Raw genomic sequence first — 23,522 nt, forward strand, 5'->3', positions numbered from 1 at the left:
ACACCATTGCCTGACAGGGTCGGGGTTGCGACTAGCCTGGGCCGGTGACGGCGGAGGGGCGGCTCATCGATCTCGACCGGCCGACCGGTGCGACAGCGCCCGGGGCACCGGCTGGCGACGCGGCGCGCCGACGCTTTCGCGGACCGGGCCGGCTGGTCGGTGTACTGCTGGCCGGCGTGGCCGTGGGCGGCCTCGGCGGCTGGCTGCTCAACGACTACCAGCACCAGCGGGCTGCGGCGGCCACCGCCGGATCGGTGGTGGCGTTCGCCGGCGAGGTATGGGGCGCAACCGATGGGCAACTGAACGCCAAGGTGACCGTGGTCAACACCGGAACGCAGCAGATCACCGTACGGGTCCTCGACACGGAGTCCCCCGGCCTGGCGGTGGCCGACACAGGCGGGCAGACCCGCGTACGGCCTGGGGGAGTGGGCTCCATCGACGTGCTGGTCACCTTCGACTGCGACACGATCATGCACCGGTTGGCGGCGCCACTGCCGATGCGGTTCTCGGCGACCATCGACGCCGGCCGTACCGTGGAGGTCACCTATCCGGTGGCGGTCACCGGACGCTGGCTGCAGGGCACCGGCTTCTCCTGCCAGGAGGGGCTGGTCGGCGGCGGCCGTACGGTGATCCTCCTGCCCGGCCGGTGACCGGGCTCGGTGACCTCGCCGCACCTGCCGGCGCTACAGTGCCGCCATGGCGGAGTTGACCACGCAGCGGCTGGTGCTGCGGCACTGGCGCGGGTCCGACCTGGAGCCGTGGGCGGTGATGAACGCCGACCCGCAGGTGCGGGAGTTCTTCCCGGGCCTGGCGACTCGCGAGCAGAGCGCCGCCACGATGGCCCGCTGCCAGGCCGGCCTTGATCAGCGGGGCTGGGGCTGGTGGGCGGTCGAGGTGATCGCGAGTGGTGAGTTCATCGGCATGACCGGCCTGAGCCCGGTGGAGGCCAACATGCCGTTCGACGGGGTCGAGGTCGGCTGGCGGCTGTGTCGCGGTGCCTGGGGGAACGGGTACGCGACCGAGGTAGCCCGCGTCTGCCTGGCGTACGGCTTCGACACCCTCGGCCTGCCGGAGATCGTCGCGTTGACCGCCGTAGGCAACCTGCGCTCGCAGGCGGTCATGCGGCGGATCGGAATGACCCGCGACCCGGACGGCGACTTCGACCACCCGAACGTGCCCGACAGCCCGGTGCGCCGCCACGCGCTCTTCCGGATCCAGGCCCCGCCGCGCGCGCACTGACCACGACGGGCGCACCTCGGTCGGTTCGACAGGGTGCTATTCCGAGAGCTCCACAGAGTATTGATTCGATCATTTTTTTCCTGATCGGATCGGCTGGTGGATGTCGACATGTGGATCAAGGCCTTCAAAGCGGCCAGGGCAGCGGCGGATGTCTCGCAGGATCAGCTTGCTCCGAAAATCAACTACAGCGCCTCCACCATCGCGGCGGTGGAGACGGGGCGGCGCCGGCCGACGATGACTTTGGCTGCGGGTGCTGACGAAGCCTTGGATACCGGCGGTCTTCTCGCCGAGATGCTGGATCTGATCAACAAGAAGCAATCGCCGAGCTGGTTCGCGTCATGGCGAGCGGTCGAGGACCGCGCGGTCAAACTGCGGACGTACGAGCCGTTGCTGGTGCCGGGACTGCTGCAGACGGAGGAATACGCGCGCGCGGTCTTCACCGGCACCGGCCTGTACACCGCAGACGGGGTCGAGGATCAGGTGGCCATGCGGTTGGATCGCCAACGGCTGTTCGCTAGGGAAAAGCCACCGGTGTTTGTCGCCGTGGTCGACGAAGGGGCGCTGCGCCGAATCGTCGGCGACACCGTTGTACAGCGCGAGCAGCTCAACTATCTGCTTGCGCTGATGAACGAGCGGCGGATCAAGCTGTACGTGGTGCCGTTCAGCGCTGGGGCGTACGCTGGGATGTCCGGCGGGTTCGTCATCGGTACGCTGCCCGAGGGCGACGACGTGGTGCATGTGGACGGGGTCTTCGGACATCCCGTGGACCATCCGAGCGGTGTGGAGCAGGTGGTGCGGATCTGGGACAGCCTGCTGACCGAGGCGCTTCCCGAGCGAGTATCACGTGAACTGATCGAAGGTTTGGTGAAGGAACTATGAGCGGTACGAGTGTGGCACCACGGTGGCGTACCTCGACCCGATCCGGCAACGGGGGCAACACCTGTGTCGAGGTCGCCGACAACGTCTCTGGCCGGGTACTGGTCCGCGACAGCAAGGACGTCACCGGCCCAGTGCTCGCCTTCGGCCCGGCCGCCTGGTCGGCCTTCGTGACCGGGCTGACCGTCACCCGCTGAGCCCGTCAGCCCGCTAGCCCGTCAGGCCGTCTCCCTCAGACGGAGTCAGGCCGGTACGCAGACGGTGATCGCGGCGGGGACCACCCGTACCGTCATCTTCTTCGCCCGACCCCGGGCGCCGCCGTCCAACTCGTACGTCATCGGCTCGGTCAGCCGGATGCCGATCCGCCGGGCCCGGGTCATCCGGACGAACGGGGAGTGCTCGGAGCGCCCGACCGCCATCCGGCCCAGCGTGCGGGCCCACTGCACCGCCCCCTGCGCGGTGGCCACCCCGACCTCCAGCCAGCCGTCGTCGGGCTGGGCGTCGTCGAAGGCGTGGACTCCGCCGGTGATCTTGCCGACGTTGCCGACCAGGACACAGCTCGCCGGTTCGTCGAACCAGGTCGTCCCGTCGACGGTGATCCGCACCCGGGGTGCGGCACCGCGCACGTGGCGCAGGCCGGTCCACACGTACGCCAGTTTGCCGGCCCGGTCCTTGAGATCGCGGTCGGCGTCACGGATCAGCCGTCCGTCGAAGCCCGCGCCGGCCATCACCGCGAAGTGTTCGCCGTTGAGCCTGCCCAGGTCGAGCCGGCGACGTTCGCCCTCGAAGCCGATCCGCACCGCCTCGCCGAGATCGTCGGGGATGCCGAGGTTGCCGGCGAGCAGGTTCGCCGTGCCGGCCGGGACGATGGCCACCGTGGCACCACGGCCGGCCAGCGCGTCCAGGCAGCGCTGCACCATGCCGTCGCCACCCCAGACGAAGACCAGTTCGGCGCCCTGCTGGACGGCCCTGCGAGCCTTCTTCGGCGCCTTGCGGCTCTTCGGCACCTCGTACCAGATGAGGTCCTCGGCGCCGTGCGCGGCGATCGCCGCCCGCAGTTCGTCCAGGCCGCCGCCGAGAGTCTTCTTACGGTGGGCGACGACAGCGACACGCTTCGGCGCGGGGGCAGTCATGGGACGACTGTTACCCGGTTGTCGTTCCCGCTACGCCCACCGGCTCCGGATCCGGTCGCGGTGCCGGCGGGGCCGGGGAGCCGGCGCGGGCGGTCTCGGCGAGAATCACCCCGGCCAGCACCAACGCGCCGCCGGCGAGCTGGGCCGGGGACAGCGCCTCGGACGCGCCCAGCACCACCCAGGCGACCGTCGCCGCGATCACCGGCTCGGACATCGCGATGATGCCGACACTGGTGGCCGGCAGGTGGCGCAGGGCGGCGGTGGTCATCAGGTACGGCACGATCGAGCCGAGCAGCACCACGTACCCGCAGAGCAACGCGACCGGCACCCCCGACGCGGTACGGGTCAGCACCGGTCCCCAGCCGCCGAGGTCGGCGGCGAGTCCTCGGGTGAGCAGCCCGGCGACCGCCGACGCGCCGAACGCCCAGGTGGTCAGCGACAGGGCGTCGCGGCCCCGCACGCCGCGCGCACCGATCAGGTAGTACGCGGCCAGCAGCACGGCGGCGCCGAGCCCGGCGGCCAGCCCGAGCGCGTCCAGGGTCAGCCCGTCCCACACCTGCGCCACCCCGGCCAGCCCGGTGAGGCTCAACGCCAGGCCGGCCCAGATCCGGGAGCGCACCCGCTGGCGCTGCACCAGCCAGACCCACAGCGCCACCATCAGCGGCCCGGTGTACTCGAACAGCAGCGCGATGCCCACCGGCAGCCGGGCGATGGCCACGAAGTAGAGCATCGGCACCAGGAAGAATCCGGTCAGGCCGTAGCCGGCCAGCAGCGGCAGTTCGCGCGCACGCAACCGCAGCCGGCGTACGCCGGGCCGCAGCACCACGCTGATCACGAGCAGGCCGGCGAACGCGCCGGTGGCGCGCAGCAGGGTCAGCCGGGGTGCGTCCAGCCCGGCCTGGAGCACCAGCTTGGCGGCGGTGCCGTTGACGGCGAACAGCACACTGGCACCGACCACCAGGGCCAGCCCGAGGGCCGGGCGGCGCTGGTCGGACCGCTGCTCCGGCCGCTGGTCAGACCACCGGGCCGGGGTCGTAGCGGGTGTTGCCGTGGGCGTGGTCACGACGGTGAGGCTACCCGCGCCGGGCCGGCGAACAGCTGACCCGCGACCTGTCCGGTACGCGTGCCGACCGCGCTTGCCTGTACGCGCGTACAGGACATAACTTGCCGCCATGGCGACAACGAACGACGCGGCGCCGGTGACCGACGAGGTGCTCGCCCTGCCCGGTGATCCCGGCTACGCGCAGCTTTCGGCCCGCGAGAAACTACGCAACGTCGCGCTCAGCCACTTCGCCGAGCTGGGCATGGACGGTACGACGGTGCGTGGCGTCGCCCGCGCGGCGGGCGTGTCACCGAGCCTGCTGCAGTATCACTTCGTCACCAAGGACGGGCTGCGGTCGGCGTGCGACCAGTACGTGGTCGCCCAACTGCGCCGCACCGTCGAGCTGGCCGCCGAATCGAACCGGGCTGGCGCCCCGGGCCGGGCCGGGGCGCCGGGGCGGATCGCCGACCCGGACGTGCTCGCCGTGCTCTATCACACCACCCCGCCCGTGGTGCAGTACCTGGCCCGGGCACTCACCGACGGCTCACCGGCCGCCGCCAAGCTCTTCGACCACGTCGTCGCGGCGGTGACGGAGGTGATGACCGACGCCGGTGCCCGGCCCGGAACCGGCAGCCTGGCGGACGTCCGTGCCGCAGCGGCGGTCTACGCCTGCATGAAGCTCGGCGTCTTCGTGTTCCACCAGCAGCTGACCCGCCTGCTCGGCGTCGATGTGCTGACACCCGACAACCTCAACGCCGTACGGGCGATCATGCTCGACATGTTTTCCGGCGAATCGGGCCGGAGCGCCCTGGCGAGCGATGCCCGCCGGGGCATCGAGCGGTTCGGCGACGCCGCACCGCCGACGCAGTGACCCACCCCCGCACATGACCCACCCCCGCACATGACCCACCCCCGCACGTGACCCACCCGACGTAGCGACCCGACATCCGGAGTGACCTCATGCCCACGAGTTACCGCAGTCTCGCCTTCGACGACCCGTCCTTCGAGTTCTCCCTGCACCGGGTGCTGGGCTACGCACCGTTCGGCGCCGCCGCCGTCGGTGAGTGTCTGCAGGCCGCGGCGGCGATCGAGGACGGGAGCCTGGCCAGTTGGTCGGCGGCGTGGGACGCAGCCGCCGACGCGGTCCGTACCCGGGCCGACGCGGCACTCGCCGCCGGGCACCGGGCCACCGCCCGGCATGCCTACCTGCGCGCCCACAACTACGCCCGGGCCGCCGCCGTGTCGCGGGTCCACGACGACCCCGCCCACCTGCGTTCGTGGCGGCATGCCGTCGACAGCTTCGCCCAGGCCGGTGCGCTGCGCAGCCCGCAGGTACAGCCGCTGGAGATTCCGTACGGACGGACCGCACTGCCCGGCTGGTTCTTCCCGGCCGCCGACGACGGCCGGGCACGGCCGACCCTGGTGGCGATGGGCGGTGGTGACGCCTCCGGCGAGGAATCGTGGTTCCACTGCGGAGCCGACGACGCGGCCCGCCGGGGCTACAACGTGGTCACCTTCCACGGGCCGGGCCAGCGCGGCGCCCTGCACCGCGACGCCGCCCTGGTGTGGCGCCCGGACTACGAGGTCGTCCTGTCGGCCGTGGTGGACGCGATCGTCGAGCGGCCCGATGTGGACCCCGACCGGGTGGCGATCTACGGGGTCAGCCTGGGTGGCTGGGCCGTGCTGCGGGCGGCGGCCACCGACCACCGGCTCGCCGCCGTCGTCGCCAACTCGCCGGTGCTCGACTTCCACGCCGTGACCAGCGCGCCACCACCCACGCCGCCGTCGGGCGGCCAGCCCGCGCCGTCGGCCGAGAAACTCGCGTACCACCTCGACCTGCTGCGCTGGACGTACGGCAACGGGGTCGAGAACCGGCAACAGTGGCTCGACCTGATCCGCGACTTCCGGGCCGATCACCTGGTCGCGGACATCAAGTGCCCGGTGCTGGCGCTGTCCTCCGACGGCGAACCGCCGAGCGTGCACCCGCAGGTCGAGCGGTTCGTCGAGACCTGTCCGGCACCGGTGACGGCGATCCGGTTCACCGCGGCCGACGGTGCCGACGCCCATGTCCAGTTCAACAACGTCCAGTTGGTGACCGACACCGTCTACGACTGGCTGGACGACACCCTGGGCACCGCACCGGCACGGGCCAGCTGACCCGGTGCCGGTGGGAAATCGGTAGGCTTTCGGGAGCCGCTGCGCGACCATCCCTCGCATGGCCTTCATCGAAGCTGATGGGTTGACCAAGTGGTTCCGCCGGCCGGTGAAGGATCCGGGCCTGCGCGGCGCGCTCAAACACCTGGTGGTCCGCCGGTTCACCGACCACGCCGCCGTCGACGGCATCGATCTGCGGGTGGAGGCCGGCGAGGCGGTGGCGTACGTCGGCCCGAACGGTGCCGGCAAGTCGACCACGGTGAAACTGCTCACCGGCATCCTGGTGCCCACCGCCGGCGAGGTGCGGGTCGGCGGGATCGTGCCGCACCGGCAGCGGGTGGCCAACGCCCGGCAGATCGGGGTGCTGTTCGGCCAGCGTACGCAGCTGTGGTGGGACCTGCCGGTGCGCGAGTCCCTCGCGCTGCTGCGCGACATCTACGACCTCGACGCCCGTACCTACCGGGAGCAGTTGGAGCGCTTCGACGACGTACTCGGTCTCGGTGACCTGCTGCCGGTGGTGGCCCGAAAGCTCTCCCTCGGCCAGCGGATGCGTGCCGACCTGGCCGCCGCCCTGCTGCACCGACCCCGGGTGGTCTACCTCGACGAACCGACCATCGGCCTGGACATCGCGGTCAAGGACCGGGTGCGGGCGTTCCTGCGCGGGCTGCGTGCCGACGGCACCACGCTGATCCTCACCACCCACGACCTCGGCGACATCGAGGACGTCTGTCAGCGGATCGTCATCATCGACCAGGGCAGGATCATCTACGACGGACCGCTGGCCGGGGTGAAACGGCAGTTCGCCCGGCACCGGTCGATGCACCTGCACCTGGCCGACCCGCTGCCACTGGCTGCGGTGGCGGCCAGTCTGCCGGACCTGGAGGTCACCGCCGGGGCGGCGGCCGGGGAGTTCACCGTCCGGTTCGACCCGGCCACGGTCACCGCCGGTCGGGTCATCTCCGCCGTGTCGGCCCTGTCCGACCTGCGGGACCTGCGCATCGACGAGCCGGCCATCGAGGATGTGATCCGCAAGGTGTACGCCGGCGAACTGCGCCTGGCCCGATGACGCCGACCCGGAGCCCGACTCCGACTCCGACACCGACCCGGCCGGCACCGGTACGGGCGGGTGCGGCCGCCGCGATCCGCCCGTACCGGGCGCTGGCCCGGGTCGCCGCCCGCAACGTGCTCGCCTACCGGCTCAACTTCGTGCTCGGCATGGCCGGAGTGCTGCTGCAACTGCTGGCCATGCTGTCCATCTGGGCGGTGCTGCTCGACTCCGGTGCCAGTGTCGGCGGCTTCAGCTGGCCACAGATGAAGGCCTACCTGCTGGTCGCGTACGTGACCGGGACACTGATGAGCTTCAGCGACTGGGAGATGGCCGGGCGGATCCGTGACGGCCTGGTCGCCGTCGACCTGACCCGGCCGGTCGACTACCAGCGGGCCCGGTTCGCCGAGATCGCCGGCGTGGTCGCGGTCGAGCTGTGCTTCTCGCTGACGGTCTGTGCCGCCGTGCTGGCGATCACCGGCCCGGTCCCGGTGCCACCGCCCGGGCAGCTGGCGCTGTTCGTCGCCAGCCTGCTGCTGGTGGTGCCGCTGAAGTTCACCACCGTCTACCTGACGGCGTTGCTGTGCTTCTGGACGCAGAACATCTTCGGGGTGGCGTTGGCCCGGGGCGCGATCACGAATTTGTTCTCCGGCGCGCTGGTGCCGTTGACCCTGCTGCCCGGCTGGCTGCAGGCGATCGCGGCGGTCCTGCCGTTCGCGCAGCTGACCTTCACCCCGGCGCTGATCTACCTCGGCGAGGCGACCGGTGCCGACGCCTGGCGGCTGATCGGCATGCAGCTGGGGTGGACGGCGGTGCTGTGGTGGGGTGCGAGGTTGGCCTGGCGTCGGGCGGTACGCCAGTTGACCGTACACGGAGGCTGACCCATGCGACCACGGACCGGCCTGCGCCGGGGGGTACGGATCTACCGGCGCAGCCTCGGCGCGCACCTGCGCGCCACGTTGGAGTACGAGGCCGACTTCTGGATCCTGGTCGCTGGCTCGGCGTTGACCCAGGTCGTCGGCCTGGCGTTCCTCGGCGCGGTCTTCTCCCGGGTGCCGCAGATCAACGGCTGGAGCTTCGCCGAGGTGGTGCTGATCTACTCGATGGTGGTGCTGTCCGACGCGATCGGCCCGCTGCTGTGCGAGGGCATGTGGCGGCTGCCGTGGCTGATCAACCGGGGTGAGCTGGACTACCGGCTGGTCCGGCCGTACCCGGTGCTGCTGCAGGTGCTCAGCCACGACCTCGGCATCAACGGGCTGGGCAACCTGGTCACCGGCGGGGCGATGTTCGGCTGGGCACTGTGGCGGGTCGACGTCGACTGGACGCCGTCGTTGGTGGCCGGCGGGCTGCTGCTGTTCGCCAGCGGCATGCTGATCAAGCTGGCGATCAGCCTGGCCAGCAACGCGACGTCGTTCTGGCTGGGCAGCGGAGAATCGATCTTCGCGTACGCCGTGCACCAGATCGGTGACCTGGCCCGCTATCCCGTCTCGGTGTACGCCGTCGGCGTACGCCTGGTGCTGATCGTCGGGGTGCCGTTCGCCTTCGTCAGCTTCTTCCCGGCCAGCGCCGTCCTCGGCGGCGACGCCGGGCGAGGCGGGGTCGGTCCGTCCTGGCTGGGCTGGCTCACCCCGCTGGTCGCCGCCTATTGCGTGACGGTCGCCGTGCTGGTGTTCCGGGCCGGGCTGCGCCGCTACGACAGCGCCGGCAACTGAGCTGGTTCCGGCGACTGGTGGACCAGATGGGCGATCCGGGGTCGGTCAGCGGGCGATGCCGACGTACTTCGTCTCCAGGAACTCGCCGATGCCTTCCCGACCGCCTTCGCGACCCAGACCGGACAGCTTGATTCCGCCGAACGGGGCAGCCGCGTTGGACACGACGCCCTGGTTCAGCCCCACCATGCCGGCCTCCAACTGCTCCACCACCCGCAGTGAACGACGCAGGTCGGCGGTGTACACGTAGGCCAGCAGCCCGAACTCGGTGTCGTTTGCGGCCGCGACGGCCTGGTCCTCGTCGCGGAAGGTCAGCACCGGCGCGACCGGACCGAAGATCTCCTCCCGGAGCAGGCGGGCATCCGGGGCGACGCCGGTGAGCACGGTCGGGGCGAAGAAGAAGCCTGGTCCGGGTAGCGGACCGCCGTCGAGCACGGCGGTGGCGCCGCCTGCGCGCGCGTCGTCGACCAGCCCGGCGACCTTGTCCCGACCGGCGGCGTCGATCAGCGGCCCGACCTGCGAACGGGGGTCGCTGCCGGGGCCGATGGCCAGGGTCGCCATCCGTTCGGCGAGCATCCGGGTGAACGGCTCGGCGATCGACTCGGCCACGAAGAACCGGTTCGCCGCCGTGCACGCCTCCCCGATGTTGCGCATCTTCGCCGCCATCGCCCCGTCGACCGCGGCGGACAGGTCGGCGTCGTCGAAGACGATGAACGGCGCGTTGCCGCCCAACTCCAGCGACACCCGCAGCACCCGGTCGGCGGCGCCGCGCAGCAGGTGCGAGCCGACCGGAGTGGAGCCGGTGAACGACACCTTCCGCAGCCGGGGGTCCGTCAGCAGCGCCGCGCCGACCGGCTCCGGGTCCGCCGTGGTGAGCACGTTGAGTACGCCCGGTGGCAGCCCGGCCTCGGTGAGGATCTGGGCGATCGCCAGCGCGCTCAGTGGGGTCTGCTCGGCGGGCTTGAGTACGGCGGTGCAGCCGGCCGCCAGCGCGGGTGCGATCTTGCGGGTCGGCATCGCCAGCGGGAAGTTCCATGGAGTGATCAGCAGGCTCGGGCCGACCGGCTGGCGCATCACCAGGATGTGGTGGGTCCCTTCGGGGGTCGGCCGGAACCCGCCGTCGACGCGGGGCGCCTCCTCGGAGAACCAACGGAAGAACTCGGCGGCGTAGGCCACCTCCGCCCGCGACTCGGCCAGCGGCTTGCCCATTTCCAAGGTGGCCAGCAGGGCGAGCGCCTCGGCCCGGTCATGCATCAGTGCGAAGGCACGGCGGAGGACCTCCGCTCGTTGCCGGGCCGGGGTGGCCGCCCAGCCCCGCTGCGCGGCGGCGGCGGCGTCCAGCGCCGCCAGGGCGTCCTCGGCGGTGGCGTCGGCGACGGCGCGCAGTGGTTCGCCGGTGGCCGGGTCGATGACGTCGAACGCGCCACCGCGCCCGTCGCGCCACTGCCCGCCGATCAGCAGTTGCCCGGGTAGCGATTCCAGCACGCCGGCCGGGGTGGTAGTCGATGTGGACACGAGTCAGCCTTCCGTTGTGGCCGGTGCGCCAGCAGTAGCCGCGGCACCGGCTTCGGTACGGGCCGCGCCGAAACGCAGCAGTTGCCGGATCGCCCGGCCGTCGGCCAGGTCGTCCAATGCCTGGTTGATGTCGTCGAGGGTGAGCGTGGCGGTGTGCAGCGCCTCGACCGGCAGCCGACCGGCCCGCCACAGCGCCACGAAGCGAGGGATGTCCCGCTGCGGTACACAGTCACCCAGATAGGAGCCGAGCAGTTGTTTGCCTTCCCCGGCGAAGGCGAGCGCCGACGTGCCGAGCCGGCTGTCCGGGTGGGGCAGCCCGACGGCGACCGCCCGCCCACCGCGTACCAGCGCGGCCAGGCAGGCATCGATCACCCCGGCGCTGCCGACGGTCTCGACCGCCACGTCCACCCCGCCGCCGGCCGACCCGCCGGTCAGCCCGGTGATCAGAGCCGGTGCCTCGTCCGGGGCGACCGCGACGGTGGCACCGACCCGCAGCGCCACCTCCCGCTTGGCCGGCACCGGATCGACCGCGACGATCGGATGCGCACCGGCGAGCCCGGCACCCATCACCGCGGCCAGGCCGACGCCGCCGAGTCCGTACACCGCCACCGACTCACCGGGGCGGACGCCGGCGGTGTGCAGTACCGCGCCGGCACCGGTGAGCACCGCGCAGCCGAACATGGCGGCCACCTCGAACGGCACGTCCGGGTCGATCACCACGGCGGACTCCCGGGCCACCACCACGTGGTCGGCGAACGCGGAGACGCCGAGCTGGTGGCGGACCGGGGCACCGGTCGCGTCGGTGAGCAGCGGCGGGCCGTGCAGCAGCGCGCCGGCGGCGTTGGCCGCCGCGCCCCGGGCGCACAGCGCGACCCGCCCGGTGGCGCACTGCCGGCAGCGCCCGCAGCTCGGCACGAACACCAGCACCACGTGGTCACCGGGGCGTACGTCGGTGACGCCGGGGCCGACCCGTTCGACGACGCCGACCGCCTCGTGGCCGAGCGCCATCGGCAGCGGCCGCACCCGGTTGCCGTCCACGACCGACAGATCGGAGTGGCACAACCCGGCCGCCCGTACGGCGACCAGCAGCTCTCCGGCGCGCGGCGCACCCAGGGTCAGCTCCTCGACGCGCACCGGCGAGCTGTCGCGGTACGGCCGCCGGTCGGTGACCTGCCGCAGTACGGCGGAGCGGATCCGCATGGTTTCCTCCAGTCGACCGGTAGGTCAGCCCTTGACCGCGCCGAAGCTCAGGCCACGGGCCATCTGCTTCTGCACGAAGATCGAGAAGATCAGGGCAGGGATCATGATCACGGTGCCGGCGGCGGCCATCCCGCCCCAGTCGGTGCCCTGCTCGCCGAGGAACGCGGTCATCGACAGCGGCAACGTGCTCGCCTCCCGGCTGGTCAGCATCAGCGCGTAGAGGAACTCGTTCCAGGCGAACATGCCGACCAGCACGCTGGTCGCGGCCAGCCCGCCGGACGACATCGGCAGCACCACCCGCCACAGCGCGGCCAGCCGCGAGCAACCGTCCACCCAGGCGGCCTCCTCCACCTCCACCGGCAGGTCCTGGAAGAAGCCGTGCATCATCCACACCGCGTACGGAATGTTCATCGCCGAATAGATGACGATCATGCTGAACCGGGTGTCGAACAGTTCCAGCGACTTCAGCCCGAGAAACAGCGGCACCACCGTGCTGATCGGCGGCACGAACCGGGTGGACAGGAAGAAGAAGCTGATCGTCCGGCTGCCCGACGGTCGCAACCGGGCCAGCCCGTACGCGGCCAGCACCCCGAGCACCATGGTGATCAGCGTCGACGCGCCGGTGATCAGCAGGCTGTTGGTCAGGAACTCCACCACCCGCGACTGATTGAAGTAGGTCGCGTAGTTGCTCCAGTCCGGTGCCACGAAGATCCGCGGCGGGATCTCGTACGCCTCGGTCCGGCTCTTGAACGAGGTCATCAGGATCCAGTAGATCGGCACCAGGTAGCCGATCGCGAGCAGCGTGACCAGCGCGTACTTGATGGTCGTGGTGGCCCCCCGGCGGTGGTCGGGCCGCCGGGTGCCGGCCGGTGGCGCCGGCCGGGGCGCCGGCCTGTCCTGCACGGTCGTGGTGGTCATCGGCTCAACCCCGATCCGTCCGGGTGCCGCGCATCAGCCCGACGGCGATAGCGCTCATCAGCACGAACATGAGCATGGCGATGGCCGAGCTCTGGCCGAAGTCGAGATTGACGAAGGCCCGCCGCCACACCGCCAGCGACAGCAGCTCGGTGGCTCCGCCCGGGCCGCCCTGGGTCATCGTGTAGACGTGGTCGAACCCGCGGAACGCCCAGGTGAAGCGGAACAGCAGGGCGATGACGATCAACGGCATGATCGCCGGCAGGGTCACGTTGCGGAAGATCTGCCAGGCGTTGGCCCCGTCGATGCGGGCCGCCTCCACCGGGTCCTGCGGTGCCGCCTCCAGCCCGGCGAGCAGCAGCATGAACACGAACGGCGTCCACTGCCACACGTCGACCACGATGATCGCGACCATGGCCAGCGTCGGATCGCCGAGCCAGCTGCCGTCGTACCCGAGCGCGTCGCTGACCAGGGTGACCAGCCCGACCTGGTCGTTGAACAGGAACCGCCACATCACCCCGACCACCGCCGGCGCCATCAGCATCGGCAGGAAGAACGCCGTGCGGAAGATCCGCCGCCCCCAGCCGATCTGGTTGACCAGCAACGCCAGCAGCAGCCCGAACAGCAGCGACAACAGCACCGTGCTGGCCGTGTAGACGGTGGTGTTGATCGCCGCCGAGCGCACCGCCGGGTCGGCGAGCACCGCCCGGTAGTTCTCCCAGCCGGCGAAGTCGCGATTCTGGCTGGTCAGCTTGTGGTTACGGGTGCTCAGCCAGAGCGTGTACACCAGCGGGAAGAGGCTCACCACGGCGACCACCAGGAACGCCGGCAGGACGTACAGGTGGCCGGTGGAGAAACGGAACCGGCGTCGGCCGGGCCGCCGCCGCGCTCCGGCCCCGGTGGGGGCCGAAGCGGCGGCGGCAGCACGCGGCGTACGGCGCGCGAGCGCGGCGGGCATCGTTACGAACCCAGTTCCCGGTCCACGGCGGTGGCCGCCGCGTCCAGGCCGGCTTGGGCGTCACTGCCCTCGGCGAGGACGCGCTGCAGTTCGGTGGCGATCAGGTTCTCGATCGACGAGATGTTCGGCAGCTTCGGGTACGACCAGGCGGTCTGCGCCGCCTGCTCGGCGGTGGCGAACGACGGGTACTGCTCCTGCAGGCTGGTCAGCAGCGCGGAGCGGGCCGGCACGATCGCGCCCTCGGCGCTGGTGGTCATCCACTCCACCAGGTCCGGCGACATCAGGTACTGCGCCAGCAGGTAGGCCGCCTCCGGGTTCGCGCTGCCGGCGGTGACCGCCAGCGCCCAGGTGTTCAGCTTGCCGGTGCTCTGCCCGCCGGCGGACGCCGGTGGCAGCGTGGCGTAGCCGATGTCGCCGGCCACCTGCGAGTCCTCGCCCTCCACCACGCTCGCCTGGAACGGCACCAGCAGGTCGGTGGCGGTGGCGCCCTGGGCCATCAGCGCCGCGTTGTCGTCGTACGTGCGGTTGAGGTAGCCCTGCGGCGACACCCCGGTCAGCTCGCGCAGGAACTCCAGCGCCTCGACCCCTTCCGGCGAGTTGAACGCCGCCGCGCTGTTGTCGTCGGTGAAGACCTGGCCGCCGTTGAGCACCACCAGGTCCATGAAGACCTCGGTGAACGACGCCGGGGCCAGGCTCAGCCCGACACCGGACACCCCGTCGCCGCTGGCCGCCTCGGCCGCGGCCAGCCAACCGTCCCAGTCCGCCGGGGGCTGCTCGATCAGGTCGCTGCGGTAGAACATGATCAACGTGTTGAACTTCCACGGCAGCGCGAGCAGTTGCCCGTCGACCCGGTTGGCCTCCAGCAGCGGCTCCGGGATGCCGTCGATGTCGAAGTCGGGGTCGTACAGCTCGTCGTCGGCGAGGTAGTCGTCCAGCGGCGCCAGCCAGCCGGCGGCCTGGTACTCGCCGAGCCAGAAGTCCGGCACCGCGGTCACGTCGTACGATCCGCCACCGGACAGCTCCAGTACCTGCTTGTTGTGCAGGTCCGAGTAGGGCACCGTGTCCATCTCGACCTCGATGCCGGTCTCGGCGGTGAAATCGGCCAGCCGCTCCTGCATCAGGTCGGCGTCGTAGCCGGCGTGGCGCAGGAACCGCAGGGTCACCCCTTCGTACGGGTTGTCCGAGTCGGACGCGGTGTCGCCGCTACCGCAGGCGGTGCTCGCCAGCGTGACCGCGGCCAGCGCCGCGGTCAGCCGCACCGCGCGTGCGCTGTTCCAAGTCATGGCTATCTCCTTTCGCGGATTCCGAAGCGGCCCGGTATGCGTTCAGAGACGGAAAACGCGACGGGCGTTTCCGGAGAAGATCTTCTGCTTCACGGAATCGGATACGGACGAGTGATTGATGATGTCGATGTCGATGGAGTGGTCGAAATAGGGGTTGTCGCTGCCGAACAGCAGCCGGTCGGCGCCGATACCGGCGACCGCCTTCTCGATCGGCCAGAGGTGGTGGTGCGAGATACAGGTGTCGAAGACCATGTTCGGCGCCCGCGAGGCGAGATCGATGCTCGCCGACAGGTGAGTGGTGTCCATCATCGGGTGCGCGTTGACGAACGTGACCGACGGGAACGCGGCGGCCAGCTTGCCCAACTGGAACGGCGCCTCCAGGATGGAGTGCTGTGCGGTGTGCGCCTGGACCACCCGGTCGTCGAAGCGGGCCAGCCGTTCCAGGATGGCGAACATCGAGGGATGGTCGATCGGCAGGCCGGCGAAGTCGTTGTGGAACATCAGCCCGTGCAGGCCGAGCCCGTCGGCGACCCGGTCCACCTCGCCCAGCGCGGGGGCGCCGTGACGTGGCTCCACCACTCCCAGACCACGCGGGAACCGGTCCGGCCACTTGCGTACCGCCTCGGCGATGTTGTCGTTCTGGACCGCCGAATCGGCGATTCCGTTCGGATCCTCGTACCCGGGAATGGGGGAGATGACGGCCTGCGAGATGCCGTTGTCGTCCATTTTCCGCAGCACGTCCTCGGCGCTGCCGGCGACCGCGAGAGTGGAACTGATGCCGATGTGTGCGTGGACGTCGATGATGTCGTGGGACATGGCGGTGCCCTCCGGCCCTTTCACGAACTGGGTGAATTACTTGTCGAGCTGCAAGACGGCGGTGCCGTCGTGGTGGCGGAGCGACACCACGTGCAGGTCGTCCACCGGCTCGGTACGGAACCGGTCACCGTTCCACGAGCCGCTGGTCGGCCGGTCGAACGCCAACTCCACCGTCGCCAACCGGTCACCGCGGGCGGTGAAGGCCGTCCGTTCGGTGTTCCTCGGGGTCAGCTCGGTCGTCGCGTACACCATCCGGGTGTAGCCGAGATCCAGGTCGAGCCAGAACTGGTAGACGCTCTTCGGGTCGACGGCCAGCTCGCCGACCCGGGGGAAGGTCACCGGCGGCTCGCCGTCGAGGGCGATGGTGACCCGGCCGGTGCCGTCGCCGCCGGCGACGTTGGCGACGGTGACGAGCCGGGCCGGCGAGTCGGGCCGGTGCCGCAGCACGGCGTGCAACCGCTCCCCGGTGGTGCTCACCCGCCGCCGCACGCCTGCGGCGTCCAGCAGCACGGTGCGGAAGAAGTCCTGGCTGTCGCGGGTCAGATAGGACGGGTAGATCCCCATCACCAGCACCTGGCCCCGGCCGGCCGGCCGGCGGAAGATCACCGGCCGGCCGTCGTGGGTGGCCAGTACCTCGGCGTCGTCGCCGATCCCGGCGAAGGTGCGCAACCCCCGGTCGACGGCCACCTCCGGCATCCCGGCGTCGCCGTCGCCGGTGCCGTCGATGGTGAGAAACCGGGTGCGCCCCGGCTCCATCCCCGGGATCGGCACCTCGGTCCCGGTGACCCGGTCCAACCCGGCGAAGCGCAGGAACTCGGTCGCCGGCTCGCCGTCGGAGTCCATCGTCGGCAGCGTCGGGAAGAACACCACGGTCTGCCCGGCGTCCAGCTGCCGGCGCAGCAGGTCGAACCCCTGACGGGGCAGCCGACCGCTGGTCGGCACGATGACCGGCCGGTCCTTGAGCGGCAGTCGCGGCGGGTGGTACGGGTTGACGAAGGTGAAGTGCGCGTTGTACTCGGTCATGATCCGGATCACGCCGTCCACCCCGTCGTAGGCGTCGTGGCTGGCCTTGGTCGCCACCGTCGCGTACCCGAAGGTGTCCTCGCTGCCCGGGCTGAGCACGGTGACCTCGTCGGTCCACCGCGCCTGGTAGGCCAGGTCGGTGGAGAGCGCCAGGTAGAAGTCGAACTCCTTCTCGGTGTCGACGAGCTCCGGCTGCCAGCCGTCGATCCAGGCGCCGGTGCGGGCCAGCCGGTCGAAGGTCGGGTGCCGCGAGCCGTCGGGCAGCACCGGCGCGTTCCAGTGGTAGTCACGGCCGTAGTTGTTGGAGCCGGGCGGGTTGTAGCCGCCGGAGAACATGTAGATGTTGTAGCCGTCCAGGCCGTGACCGAGGGCCAGGCGGGTGAGCAGATCGAAGTTGTAGTGCGCCCGGTTGCGGGTCAGGTCCACCCAACCCGAGGCGAGCTCGGCCACGAAGGTCGGCCCGGCCAGGTCCATCAGCTTGACCAGTTCGAGCCGGTACAACGTGGTCGGCACGCCGATCAGGTCCTGCTCGCCACCGGTGAGGTACAGGTGCCCGGTGGTGAAGTACCGGCCCTGCTCGTGCCGGAAGAACGCCGACGCCGCCGCGTGGTCGCCACCCTTGAACATCATGTTGACCGGCTCGTTCATGGTGACCGGCACGTCCAGCCCGAGGGTCCGGAACCGATCGATGAGGTGGCTGGCGAAGGTGAAGATGTACCAGGTCTTGTAGTCCAGCCAGTCGGCGATGCGCCGTCGGCCCGCCGGGTCGGCCGCGGGACGGCGCGGCGGGGCCAACCCGGCGGGCCCGGTCGCCGGCACCCCGTGCCGCCGGGCGACCGCCTCGACCGAGCCGTAGCGCTCCAGTAGCCAGCGCTGCCACAGCCCGGTGGTGTCCTCGTCGCCGATGGAGTGCTCGTCGTAGAGGGAGTGCCCCAGGCCGTACGTGAAGCACAGGTTCATCTCGTTGTCCGGCTGGCTGAGCGTGATCGGCCCGCCGTTGCCGATCGTGTAGCGGGCCAGCAGCGGGACGACCCGCTCGTACCAGCTGTCCACCAGGGACAGGAAGTCCGGGTGCAGTTGAGCCGGGATCGGCACGCCGTGACCGCGCCACAGCGCCGGCTTGCCGTCGGCGTCGCGACTCCACACCTGCGGGTGGTTGTCGAACACCCACGGCGGGTGCCCGCCGTAGCGGAACTCGGAGTTGATGAACGGTCCCGGCCGGATCATCAGATGCAGCCCGCTGTCGGCGACCAGGTCGAGGAACCGCACCAGGTCGCGCTGCGGGTGGGTGGCACCGTCCAGGTCCAGCGCGCCTTCGGCCGGCTCGTGCCAGTCCCAGGGGACGTAGGTGGCGACGCAGTTGAGGTTGGCGTTGCGTGCCTCGTCGAGGCGGTGCCGCCAGCTCGCCGGGTCGGTGCGGTAGTAGGGGAGCTCGCCGGAACGGACGTATACCGGCTCGCCGTCGATGAGGATGCTCTTGCGGGCGACTCGGACGCGGCTCATGCGGTCTCTCCTCCTGCGCCGGCTCGGACGGCGGGTTCGCTGTGGTGGTTGCCGGTGCTGCGGCGCAGCCGGTCGGTGATCGACTGCACGGTGCGGGCCATCAGGTCGCGCAACTCGTGCACGGAGTCGTCGGGAAAGCGGAAAACCGGTGCGGACATGCTCAGGGCGGCGACGACCTGGCCCTCGCGGTCACGGATCGGGCCGGCGATGCAGCGCACCGCCGGGTCGAGCTCGCCCAGGTTGACCGCGTAGCCGCGGTCGCGGGTCTCGGTGAGGAGCCGGTCCAGCTCCGTACGGTCGGTCACCGTCGCCGTGGTGTACGCCGGCAGCGTCGCGTCGAGCAGTCCGTCGACGTCGCCGGGCGTCCGCCAGGCGAGCAGGATCTTGCCGGCGGCACTGGCGTGCAGCGGCATCCGCTTGCCGACCGACGAGGTGAACCGCACCGACTGACTGCTCTCGATGAACAGGATGTCGGTGGCTTCCCGGCCGACCAGCACGCTCAGGTGCAGGGTCTCGTCGACCTCGTCGCGGAAGCGTTCGATCCACGGCAGGGCCACCGAGGTCAGCTCCTGGTGCACGACGCCGATCGTGTCGGCCAGGGCGAGTAGGCGCGGCCCGACCGTGTACGGCCCCCGGCTGCGTCCCTGGGCGAGATATCCCTCGTGTACCAGAGTGGCCAGGAAATTGTGCACCGTCGTCACGTTGGCGCCTACCTCCCGGGCGATGGCCTGCAGCGTCAGTCCGCGCGGATTGGCCGCGACGGTGTCGAGGATGCGCAACGTCCGCGACACGGACTGAATGCTGGCCACCATTCCTCCTCGATTTCAACCAAGTTGAATTCCAAGAATGTTGAATATGAGTTCAGGTAAGCCAAGTATTGCCACGGTGAAATCTCATCGTCAAGGTCCGTAACCTCACCGATATATCGGATTCCATCGCTTCCATTTCAAGCGAAACCGCTGGTACAGGAGGAGTCCATCGGGGCGGTTGTGGCTCGTTCGCGACCGGATGTGAGTGCTGCCGAATCGAGTCGAAGTGGCGAATGTCGGCCCGCTGACGACCGATCGCTGGCCGGGGTCCCGTGCGCGGGACCCCGGCCAGCGATGTGCGTATCCGCGGCGTCAGGAGGGGGCGCCACCGGGCGCCGCGCCGCTCGGCGGGGTCCCGCCCGGTCCGCCCGGTCCACCGGGGGCGCCCGGCGAACCGGGCGCGCCCGACGGCGCGCCGTCACCGGACAGTTGGCCACCGGTCGGTGTGGTGTCGGTGTCCACCCCGGCGGTCAGCGACACGGCGTACCCGCTGGTGACGTCGCCGGTGACGGTCGCCATCTGCAGGGCGGCCCGGTCGTCGCCGAACACGTTGTCGGTGTCCAGGCTCAGCTGCGACAGGTTGTTGACCGACTGCTCGTAACCCGGCTGGGCGTACACCGTGTCGCAGACGTCCTTCGGTAGCGCGACCTGCGAGGTGGCGATCGCGTTCGCGGCGTCGGTGATGCTCGCCTGGTCCGGGTAGACCTCGAAATGCACGTGCGGCCAGCGGCCGGCGTAGCAGGCCGGGAAGATACTGGTGAAGCGGACCTTTCCCGAATCGTCGGCGATCTGTACACCACGCAGGTAGTTCTGGTCGGTGATTCCCTCGGAGTACATCGAATAGCGGCCTTCGCGGTCACAGTGCCAGACGTAGACGGCCGTTCCAGCGAACGGCTCGCCGTTGTTCGCCAAATCGGTGATGGTCAGCTCAAGCGTCATCGGCACCCCCTCGGCCGTACCACTGGATTCGCCGAAGCTGGACCTGATGTCGCTGCGTACCACGCCGCTTTCTTCCAGCACGTCCGGGCCGTTCGAGCCGTCACCCGGATAGGGGCCGGCGGTCTCGTCGGGAATCTCGGTCGAGGCCGCGCCCGCCGAGGCTGACTCCGCCGTCGACGACGAGGTGACCGAGGTACGGCCACAGGCCGCCAGGCCGAGCGTGGCGGCACCGAGCCCGAGTGCCCGCAGCACCTGCCGGCGACCGAACAAGGTGCCGAGGTCGAAGGCCAGGCCCTGGTCGACGAGTTCCTCGTCCGGCTTGGCCAGGGGCCGCCCTTCGTAGCTGCCGGCGGTGTCCCGCCGCTGGTTGCCCTGCATCCAATTCTCCGTTCGTGACTCACGAGCTGCCTGGTGTGACCAAAACTCTCCAGCCCTCTCCGATGGGATCGCTGTGCGGCATCTGTGCGGGTGCTGTGCGGTGGGCGTCTCGACGCTAGACGCCCGACCGGCGGCGGGTGGCCGGTTCCGGTCGGCGTCCGGCGATCGGTGGACCTGCGGCGGGCCGGCGTAGTTGACCGCCGGACCTACCCTGAGCGCACCTTGTTGATTGGAAGGTGCCGATGGGTGGGGCGTTACCTGAGCCGATTCTCGACCGCGACTCGATCGACGCGATTCTGAACCGGCTCCGCCTCGGGCAGGTCAAGGTTTCCGCCGGACTCGTCGAGTTGGATCGCCATCCGGTGGTGCAATTGCTGCGTGACAGCCCGCTGCAGGCGAAGACCCGGCAACGATGGGTGACCGCCGAAGCGCAACTCGCTGACCTGTGGGTTTCCTACCGGACCTGCCGCGACGGATTATCACGGGTGGAACAGCTGCGCGGCCGGCGGAACCGGCCCGGTCGCACCGATCTGCTAAAATCACCCGACTGTTGACCGAACTCGATCTCGATCGAGTGGCGCGCCGGATGCAGACGGTACTGGGTGAGATCACCGACATCGTCACCGAGGTCGATGCGGTCTGGGCGCAACTCGACCGGCTGGCTGAGACAGAGGTCGAGATCACACCGTCCCGACCGGCGCCCGGCGCCGTCGCGACCAGCACCCGGCAGCGCCGTACCGTGATTGCCGCCTGCCTGAGCGGCACGGCGCTGGAGTGGTACGACTTCTTCCTCTACGGCACCGCCGCCGCCCTGGTGTTCGGGCGGTTGTTCTTTCCGGCGGCCGAGCCGGCCACCGGCACGCTGCTGGCGTTCGCCACCTACGGCGTAGGGTTCGTCGCCCGCCCGGTCGGCGCGGTCGTCTTCGGCCACTTCGGCGACCGGGTCGGACGACGCAACGTACTCGCCGTCACCCTGCTGCTGATAGGCATGGGCACCTTCCTGATCGGGCTGCTGCCCAGCTACGCCAGCATCGGCCTGCTGGCCCCGGCGTTGCTGGTGCTGCTGCGCTTCGTGCAGGGGCTGAGCCTGGGCGGTGAGTGGGGTGGCGCGGTGCCGCTGTCGATGGAGCACAGCGACCCGGCCCGGCGCGGGCTCGCCACCAGCTGCGTGCAGGTCGGGTGCCGGCCGGCAACCTGCTGGCGGCCGGCATCCTCGGGCTGGCCAACCTGGTCCTGCCCGAGCAGGAGTTCCTCCCTGACCGGCGCGGTCGCCGCCGCCGGGTGGGTCTTCGTGTTCTTTCCGCTGCTCGACGTCGGCTCGTTCCCGGCGATCCTGCTGGCGGTCGGGGTGGCGTTGCTGATCCACGCCGCCATGTACGGCCCGCAGACCGTGTTCATCGCCGAGCTGTTCAGCACCCGGCTGCGCTACAGCGGCACCTCGCTGGGCTACCAGCTCGCCGGCGTGCCGGGCGGGGCACTCGCCCCGGTGCTCGCGATCCTGCTGTACGACCAGTTCGGCTCCACCGTGGCGGTGTCGCTCTACGTCCTCGCCGCGCTCGGCGTCACCGTCGCCGGTGTGCTGTCCGCCCCGCCGGTGCGGCAGCGTGCCGGATGATGGACGGATGACAGCGGAGTCGGTGCGCGACCGGATCGAGACGGTGCTGCTGGCCTGGGACGGCTACGAGCGGCGGCGCGGCACGGCCCCGGTCGTCGACTACGACTGCCGCCCGGCGAGCGGCGGTGACCCCGCACCCGCTGGCGGATCCGCGAGCGGTGGCCACCAGCCGCCGGGGCCCGCGGCGAGCCGGTACGCCGTACTCGACGAACTCACCGCGCTCGCCGCGGACCCGGGGTGCGCCGACGATGTTCGGCTGCGGGCCCGGGTCGACGCCGACGCGACGTACCTGCGCGCGATGCTCGGCGAGCGGCTGCCGCTGGCCGACTACGTACGCCGGACCCAGGGCTGCGGCACCGCCGGCTGGCCGGACGACCACGTCGCCGAGGTGGGTGCCCGGGCCCGGGCCAGCCTGGCCGATCTCGGCGTCGGCTGGGGCGAGCGGACGCTGACCGACCTGGCAGCCGGCGAAGGGGTGCTGCGCCGCCAGGACGCGCCGGACGCCATCCGGCAGGCGGTGACCGACCTCGAACCCCTGGTACGCGTGGCGACCGGCACCGACGCCCCGTACGAGTTGACCATCGAGGACGTCGCGGTGGACGCCTACTGGTCGTACTGGCTCGACGGGGCGGGACCGCGGGCACGGTTGCGGCTCAACCTGCGCGCCGCCGAGTTCACCGAGGTGCAGGCGCGGGTGTTCGCCCTGCACGAGGTGCTCGGCCACGCCCTGCAGTCAGCCAGCTGGCATGCCCGCTGGTCGAGTGCCGACGACGGTGCGGTGCGCCTGCTGGCGGTGCACACCGACGCGCAGGTGCTGCTCGAAGGGCTGGCGCAGGCGCTGCCGTTGTTCGTGATCGGCGACGACGCCGAGGCGGTGGCGCGGGTCCGGCTGGCGCACTACACCCAGCTGGTGCGGGCCGGGCTGCATGTGGCGATCAACGACGGCGTCCCGGTGGCCGACTGCGTGGCGTGGGCACGTGCCCGGGTGCCGATCTGGACCGGCGAGGACATCGGCAACGCGTTGACCGACCGCGGCGTCGACCCGCACCTGCGGTCGTACCTGTGGGCGTACCCGGCGGGGATCGACTGGTTCGTCGCGCTCGCCGACACCGGTGGGCCCGACGCCGTCGCGCGGGTGCTGCGGGCCGCGTACCGGGGACCGCTGTCGCCGGACGACCTGGCCGCGTGCTGGCCCGCCGGTCCGCGGATCGGCGGCACGCACATCGGCGACCCTGAACGATGATCAATTAATCGGGCCTGTTGTCAATCAGACACTTCTGGTTGAGCATTCGTCACTCCTCAATCTAGCGTTGGCATTGAAACTGTTGATAATATGAATCATATTGCTGACGCGACGGGCGGGAGGTCGC

23 protein-coding genes are annotated in these 23,522 nt (G+C 70.7%); 12 read left to right on the plus strand and 11 right to left on the minus strand.

All coding sequences use genetic code 11. The features are described from left to right. The first annotated feature begins 44 nt into the window (after positions 1 to 44). The 4 genes from ACN27F_RS29660 (at position 45) to ACN27F_RS29675 (ending at position 2,312) form a co-directional block, all read left to right on the plus strand. Positions 45 to 650, plus strand: coding sequence for a hypothetical protein (locus tag ACN27F_RS29660; protein ID WP_421438765.1), 606 nt, complete (start codon positions 45 to 47; stop codon positions 648 to 650). Positions 651 to 696: 46 nt separating this feature from the next. Next, positions 697 to 1,239, plus strand: coding sequence for a GNAT family N-acetyltransferase (locus tag ACN27F_RS29665; protein WP_421438766.1), 543 nt, complete (start codon positions 697 to 699; stop codon positions 1,237 to 1,239). A gap of 96 nt (positions 1,240 to 1,335) precedes the next feature. Next, on the plus strand, positions 1,336 to 2,118 hold the full coding sequence (locus ACN27F_RS29670; RefSeq protein WP_421438767.1) for a helix-turn-helix domain-containing protein: 783 nt from the start codon (positions 1,336 to 1,338) through the stop codon (positions 2,116 to 2,118). Continuing rightward, entirely contained in the window at positions 2,115 to 2,312 is a 198-nt protein-coding gene (locus ACN27F_RS29675) for a DUF397 domain-containing protein (RefSeq protein ID WP_421438768.1), read from the plus strand. Before ACN27F_RS29670 ends, ACN27F_RS29675 begins: the two co-directional genes overlap by 4 nt. A 45-nt stretch (positions 2,313 to 2,357) precedes the next feature. Here ACN27F_RS29675 and ACN27F_RS29680 read toward each other — a convergent pair whose 3' ends face one another. Next, complete coding sequence (locus ACN27F_RS29680; RefSeq protein WP_421438769.1) at positions 2,358 to 3,248, minus strand: diacylglycerol/lipid kinase family protein; 891 nt, start codon at positions 3,246 to 3,248, stop codon at positions 2,358 to 2,360. A 10-nt stretch (positions 3,249 to 3,258) separates the two neighbouring features. After that, complete coding sequence (locus ACN27F_RS29685) at positions 3,259 to 4,311, minus strand: EamA family transporter (RefSeq protein WP_421438770.1); 1,053 nt, start codon at positions 4,309 to 4,311, stop codon at positions 3,259 to 3,261. 109 nt (positions 4,312 to 4,420) lie between these two features. Between ACN27F_RS29685 and ACN27F_RS29690 the strand changes: the two genes are divergently transcribed. From ACN27F_RS29690 to ACN27F_RS29710, 5 genes are all read left to right on the plus strand, one after another. Continuing rightward, positions 4,421 to 5,161, plus strand: a complete 741-nt coding sequence (locus ACN27F_RS29690; protein WP_421438771.1) for a TetR/AcrR family transcriptional regulator — start codon at positions 4,421 to 4,423, stop codon at positions 5,159 to 5,161. Between the two features lie 89 nt (positions 5,162 to 5,250). After that, positions 5,251 to 6,447, plus strand: coding sequence for an alpha/beta hydrolase family protein (locus ACN27F_RS29695; RefSeq protein WP_421438772.1), 1,197 nt, complete (start codon positions 5,251 to 5,253; stop codon positions 6,445 to 6,447). 58 nt (positions 6,448 to 6,505) lie between these two features. Next, positions 6,506 to 7,510, plus strand: a complete 1,005-nt coding sequence (locus tag ACN27F_RS29700; RefSeq protein WP_421438773.1) for an ABC transporter ATP-binding protein — start codon at positions 6,506 to 6,508, stop codon at positions 7,508 to 7,510. Next, complete coding sequence (locus tag ACN27F_RS29705) at positions 7,507 to 8,370, plus strand: ABC transporter permease (protein ID WP_421438774.1); 864 nt, start codon at positions 7,507 to 7,509, stop codon at positions 8,368 to 8,370. The genes ACN27F_RS29700 and ACN27F_RS29705 overlap by 4 nt, the downstream gene beginning before the upstream one ends. Before the next feature lie 3 nt (positions 8,371 to 8,373). Continuing rightward, entirely contained in the window at positions 8,374 to 9,201 is an 828-nt protein-coding gene (locus ACN27F_RS29710) for an ABC transporter permease (protein ID WP_421438775.1), read from the plus strand. A 45-nt stretch (positions 9,202 to 9,246) separates the two neighbouring features. Here the strand turns inward: ACN27F_RS29710 and ACN27F_RS29715 are convergent, their stop codons facing one another. The 9 genes from ACN27F_RS29715 to ACN27F_RS29755 all read right to left on the minus strand — a co-directional run bounded on the left by ACN27F_RS29715 (position 9,247) and on the right by ACN27F_RS29755 (position 20,537). Continuing rightward, on the minus strand, positions 9,247 to 10,713 hold the full coding sequence (locus ACN27F_RS29715) for an NAD-dependent succinate-semialdehyde dehydrogenase (protein WP_421438776.1): 1,467 nt from the start codon (positions 10,711 to 10,713) through the stop codon (positions 9,247 to 9,249). Between the two features lie 3 nt (positions 10,714 to 10,716). Then, positions 10,717 to 11,913, minus strand: a complete 1,197-nt coding sequence (locus ACN27F_RS29720; RefSeq protein WP_421438777.1) for an alcohol dehydrogenase catalytic domain-containing protein — start codon at positions 11,911 to 11,913, stop codon at positions 10,717 to 10,719. 24 nt (positions 11,914 to 11,937) lie between these two features. Then, on the minus strand, positions 11,938 to 12,831 hold the full coding sequence (locus ACN27F_RS29725) for a carbohydrate ABC transporter permease (protein WP_421438778.1): 894 nt from the start codon (positions 12,829 to 12,831) through the stop codon (positions 11,938 to 11,940). Between the two features lie 4 nt (positions 12,832 to 12,835). Continuing rightward, positions 12,836 to 13,786 (minus strand): carbohydrate ABC transporter permease, encoded by a 951-nt coding sequence (locus tag ACN27F_RS29730; protein ID WP_421438779.1) that lies wholly within the window; start codon positions 13,784 to 13,786, stop codon positions 12,836 to 12,838. A gap of 2 nt (positions 13,787 to 13,788) precedes the next feature. Then, on the minus strand, positions 13,789 to 15,069 hold the full coding sequence (locus tag ACN27F_RS29735) for an ABC transporter substrate-binding protein (RefSeq protein WP_421438780.1): 1,281 nt from the start codon (positions 15,067 to 15,069) through the stop codon (positions 13,789 to 13,791). A gap of 42 nt (positions 15,070 to 15,111) precedes the next feature. Next, positions 15,112 to 15,885, minus strand: a complete 774-nt coding sequence (locus ACN27F_RS29740) for an amidohydrolase family protein (protein WP_421438781.1) — start codon at positions 15,883 to 15,885, stop codon at positions 15,112 to 15,114. Positions 15,886 to 15,921: 36 nt separating this feature from the next. Next, positions 15,922 to 18,411 carry a beta-galactosidase gene (locus ACN27F_RS29745; RefSeq protein WP_421438782.1) on the minus strand — a complete coding sequence of 830 codons (2,490 nt, stop codon included), beginning with the start codon at positions 18,409 to 18,411 and terminating at the stop codon, positions 15,922 to 15,924. Then, positions 18,408 to 19,220 carry an IclR family transcriptional regulator gene (locus ACN27F_RS29750; protein WP_421438783.1) on the minus strand — a complete coding sequence of 271 codons (813 nt, stop codon included), beginning with the start codon at positions 19,218 to 19,220 and terminating at the stop codon, positions 18,408 to 18,410. The genes ACN27F_RS29745 and ACN27F_RS29750 overlap by 4 nt, the downstream gene beginning before the upstream one ends. Before the next feature lie 312 nt (positions 19,221 to 19,532). Next, a complete protein-coding gene (locus tag ACN27F_RS29755) occupies positions 19,533 to 20,537 on the minus strand; it encodes an intradiol ring-cleavage dioxygenase (RefSeq protein WP_421438784.1) in 1,005 nt (334 codons plus the stop codon). Positions 20,538 to 20,779: 242 nt separating this feature from the next. On the opposite strand from ACN27F_RS29755, the gene ACN27F_RS29760 reads away from it, so the two are divergent. Genes ACN27F_RS29760 through ACN27F_RS29770 form a run of 3 tightly spaced genes read left to right on the plus strand, consistent with a single transcriptional unit; the run spans position 20,780 to position 23,395 of the window. Next, positions 20,780 to 21,091: a hypothetical protein gene (locus ACN27F_RS29760; protein ID WP_421438785.1), complete on the plus strand. Its 312-nt coding sequence runs from the start codon at positions 20,780 to 20,782 to the stop codon at positions 21,089 to 21,091. Positions 21,092 to 21,123: 32 nt separating this feature from the next. Then, positions 21,124 to 22,152 (plus strand): MFS transporter, encoded by a 1,029-nt coding sequence (locus ACN27F_RS29765; protein ID WP_421438786.1) that lies wholly within the window; start codon positions 21,124 to 21,126, stop codon positions 22,150 to 22,152. A gap of 7 nt (positions 22,153 to 22,159) precedes the next feature. Next, positions 22,160 to 23,395 carry a hypothetical protein gene (locus tag ACN27F_RS29770; protein WP_421438787.1) on the plus strand — a complete coding sequence of 412 codons (1,236 nt, stop codon included), beginning with the start codon at positions 22,160 to 22,162 and terminating at the stop codon, positions 23,393 to 23,395. Positions 23,396 to 23,522: the final 127 nt, after the last annotated feature.

The organism is Solwaraspora sp. WMMB335 (genome assembly GCF_049179075.1).
Classification (GTDB): domain Bacteria; phylum Actinomycetota; class Actinomycetes; order Mycobacteriales; family Micromonosporaceae; genus Micromonospora_E.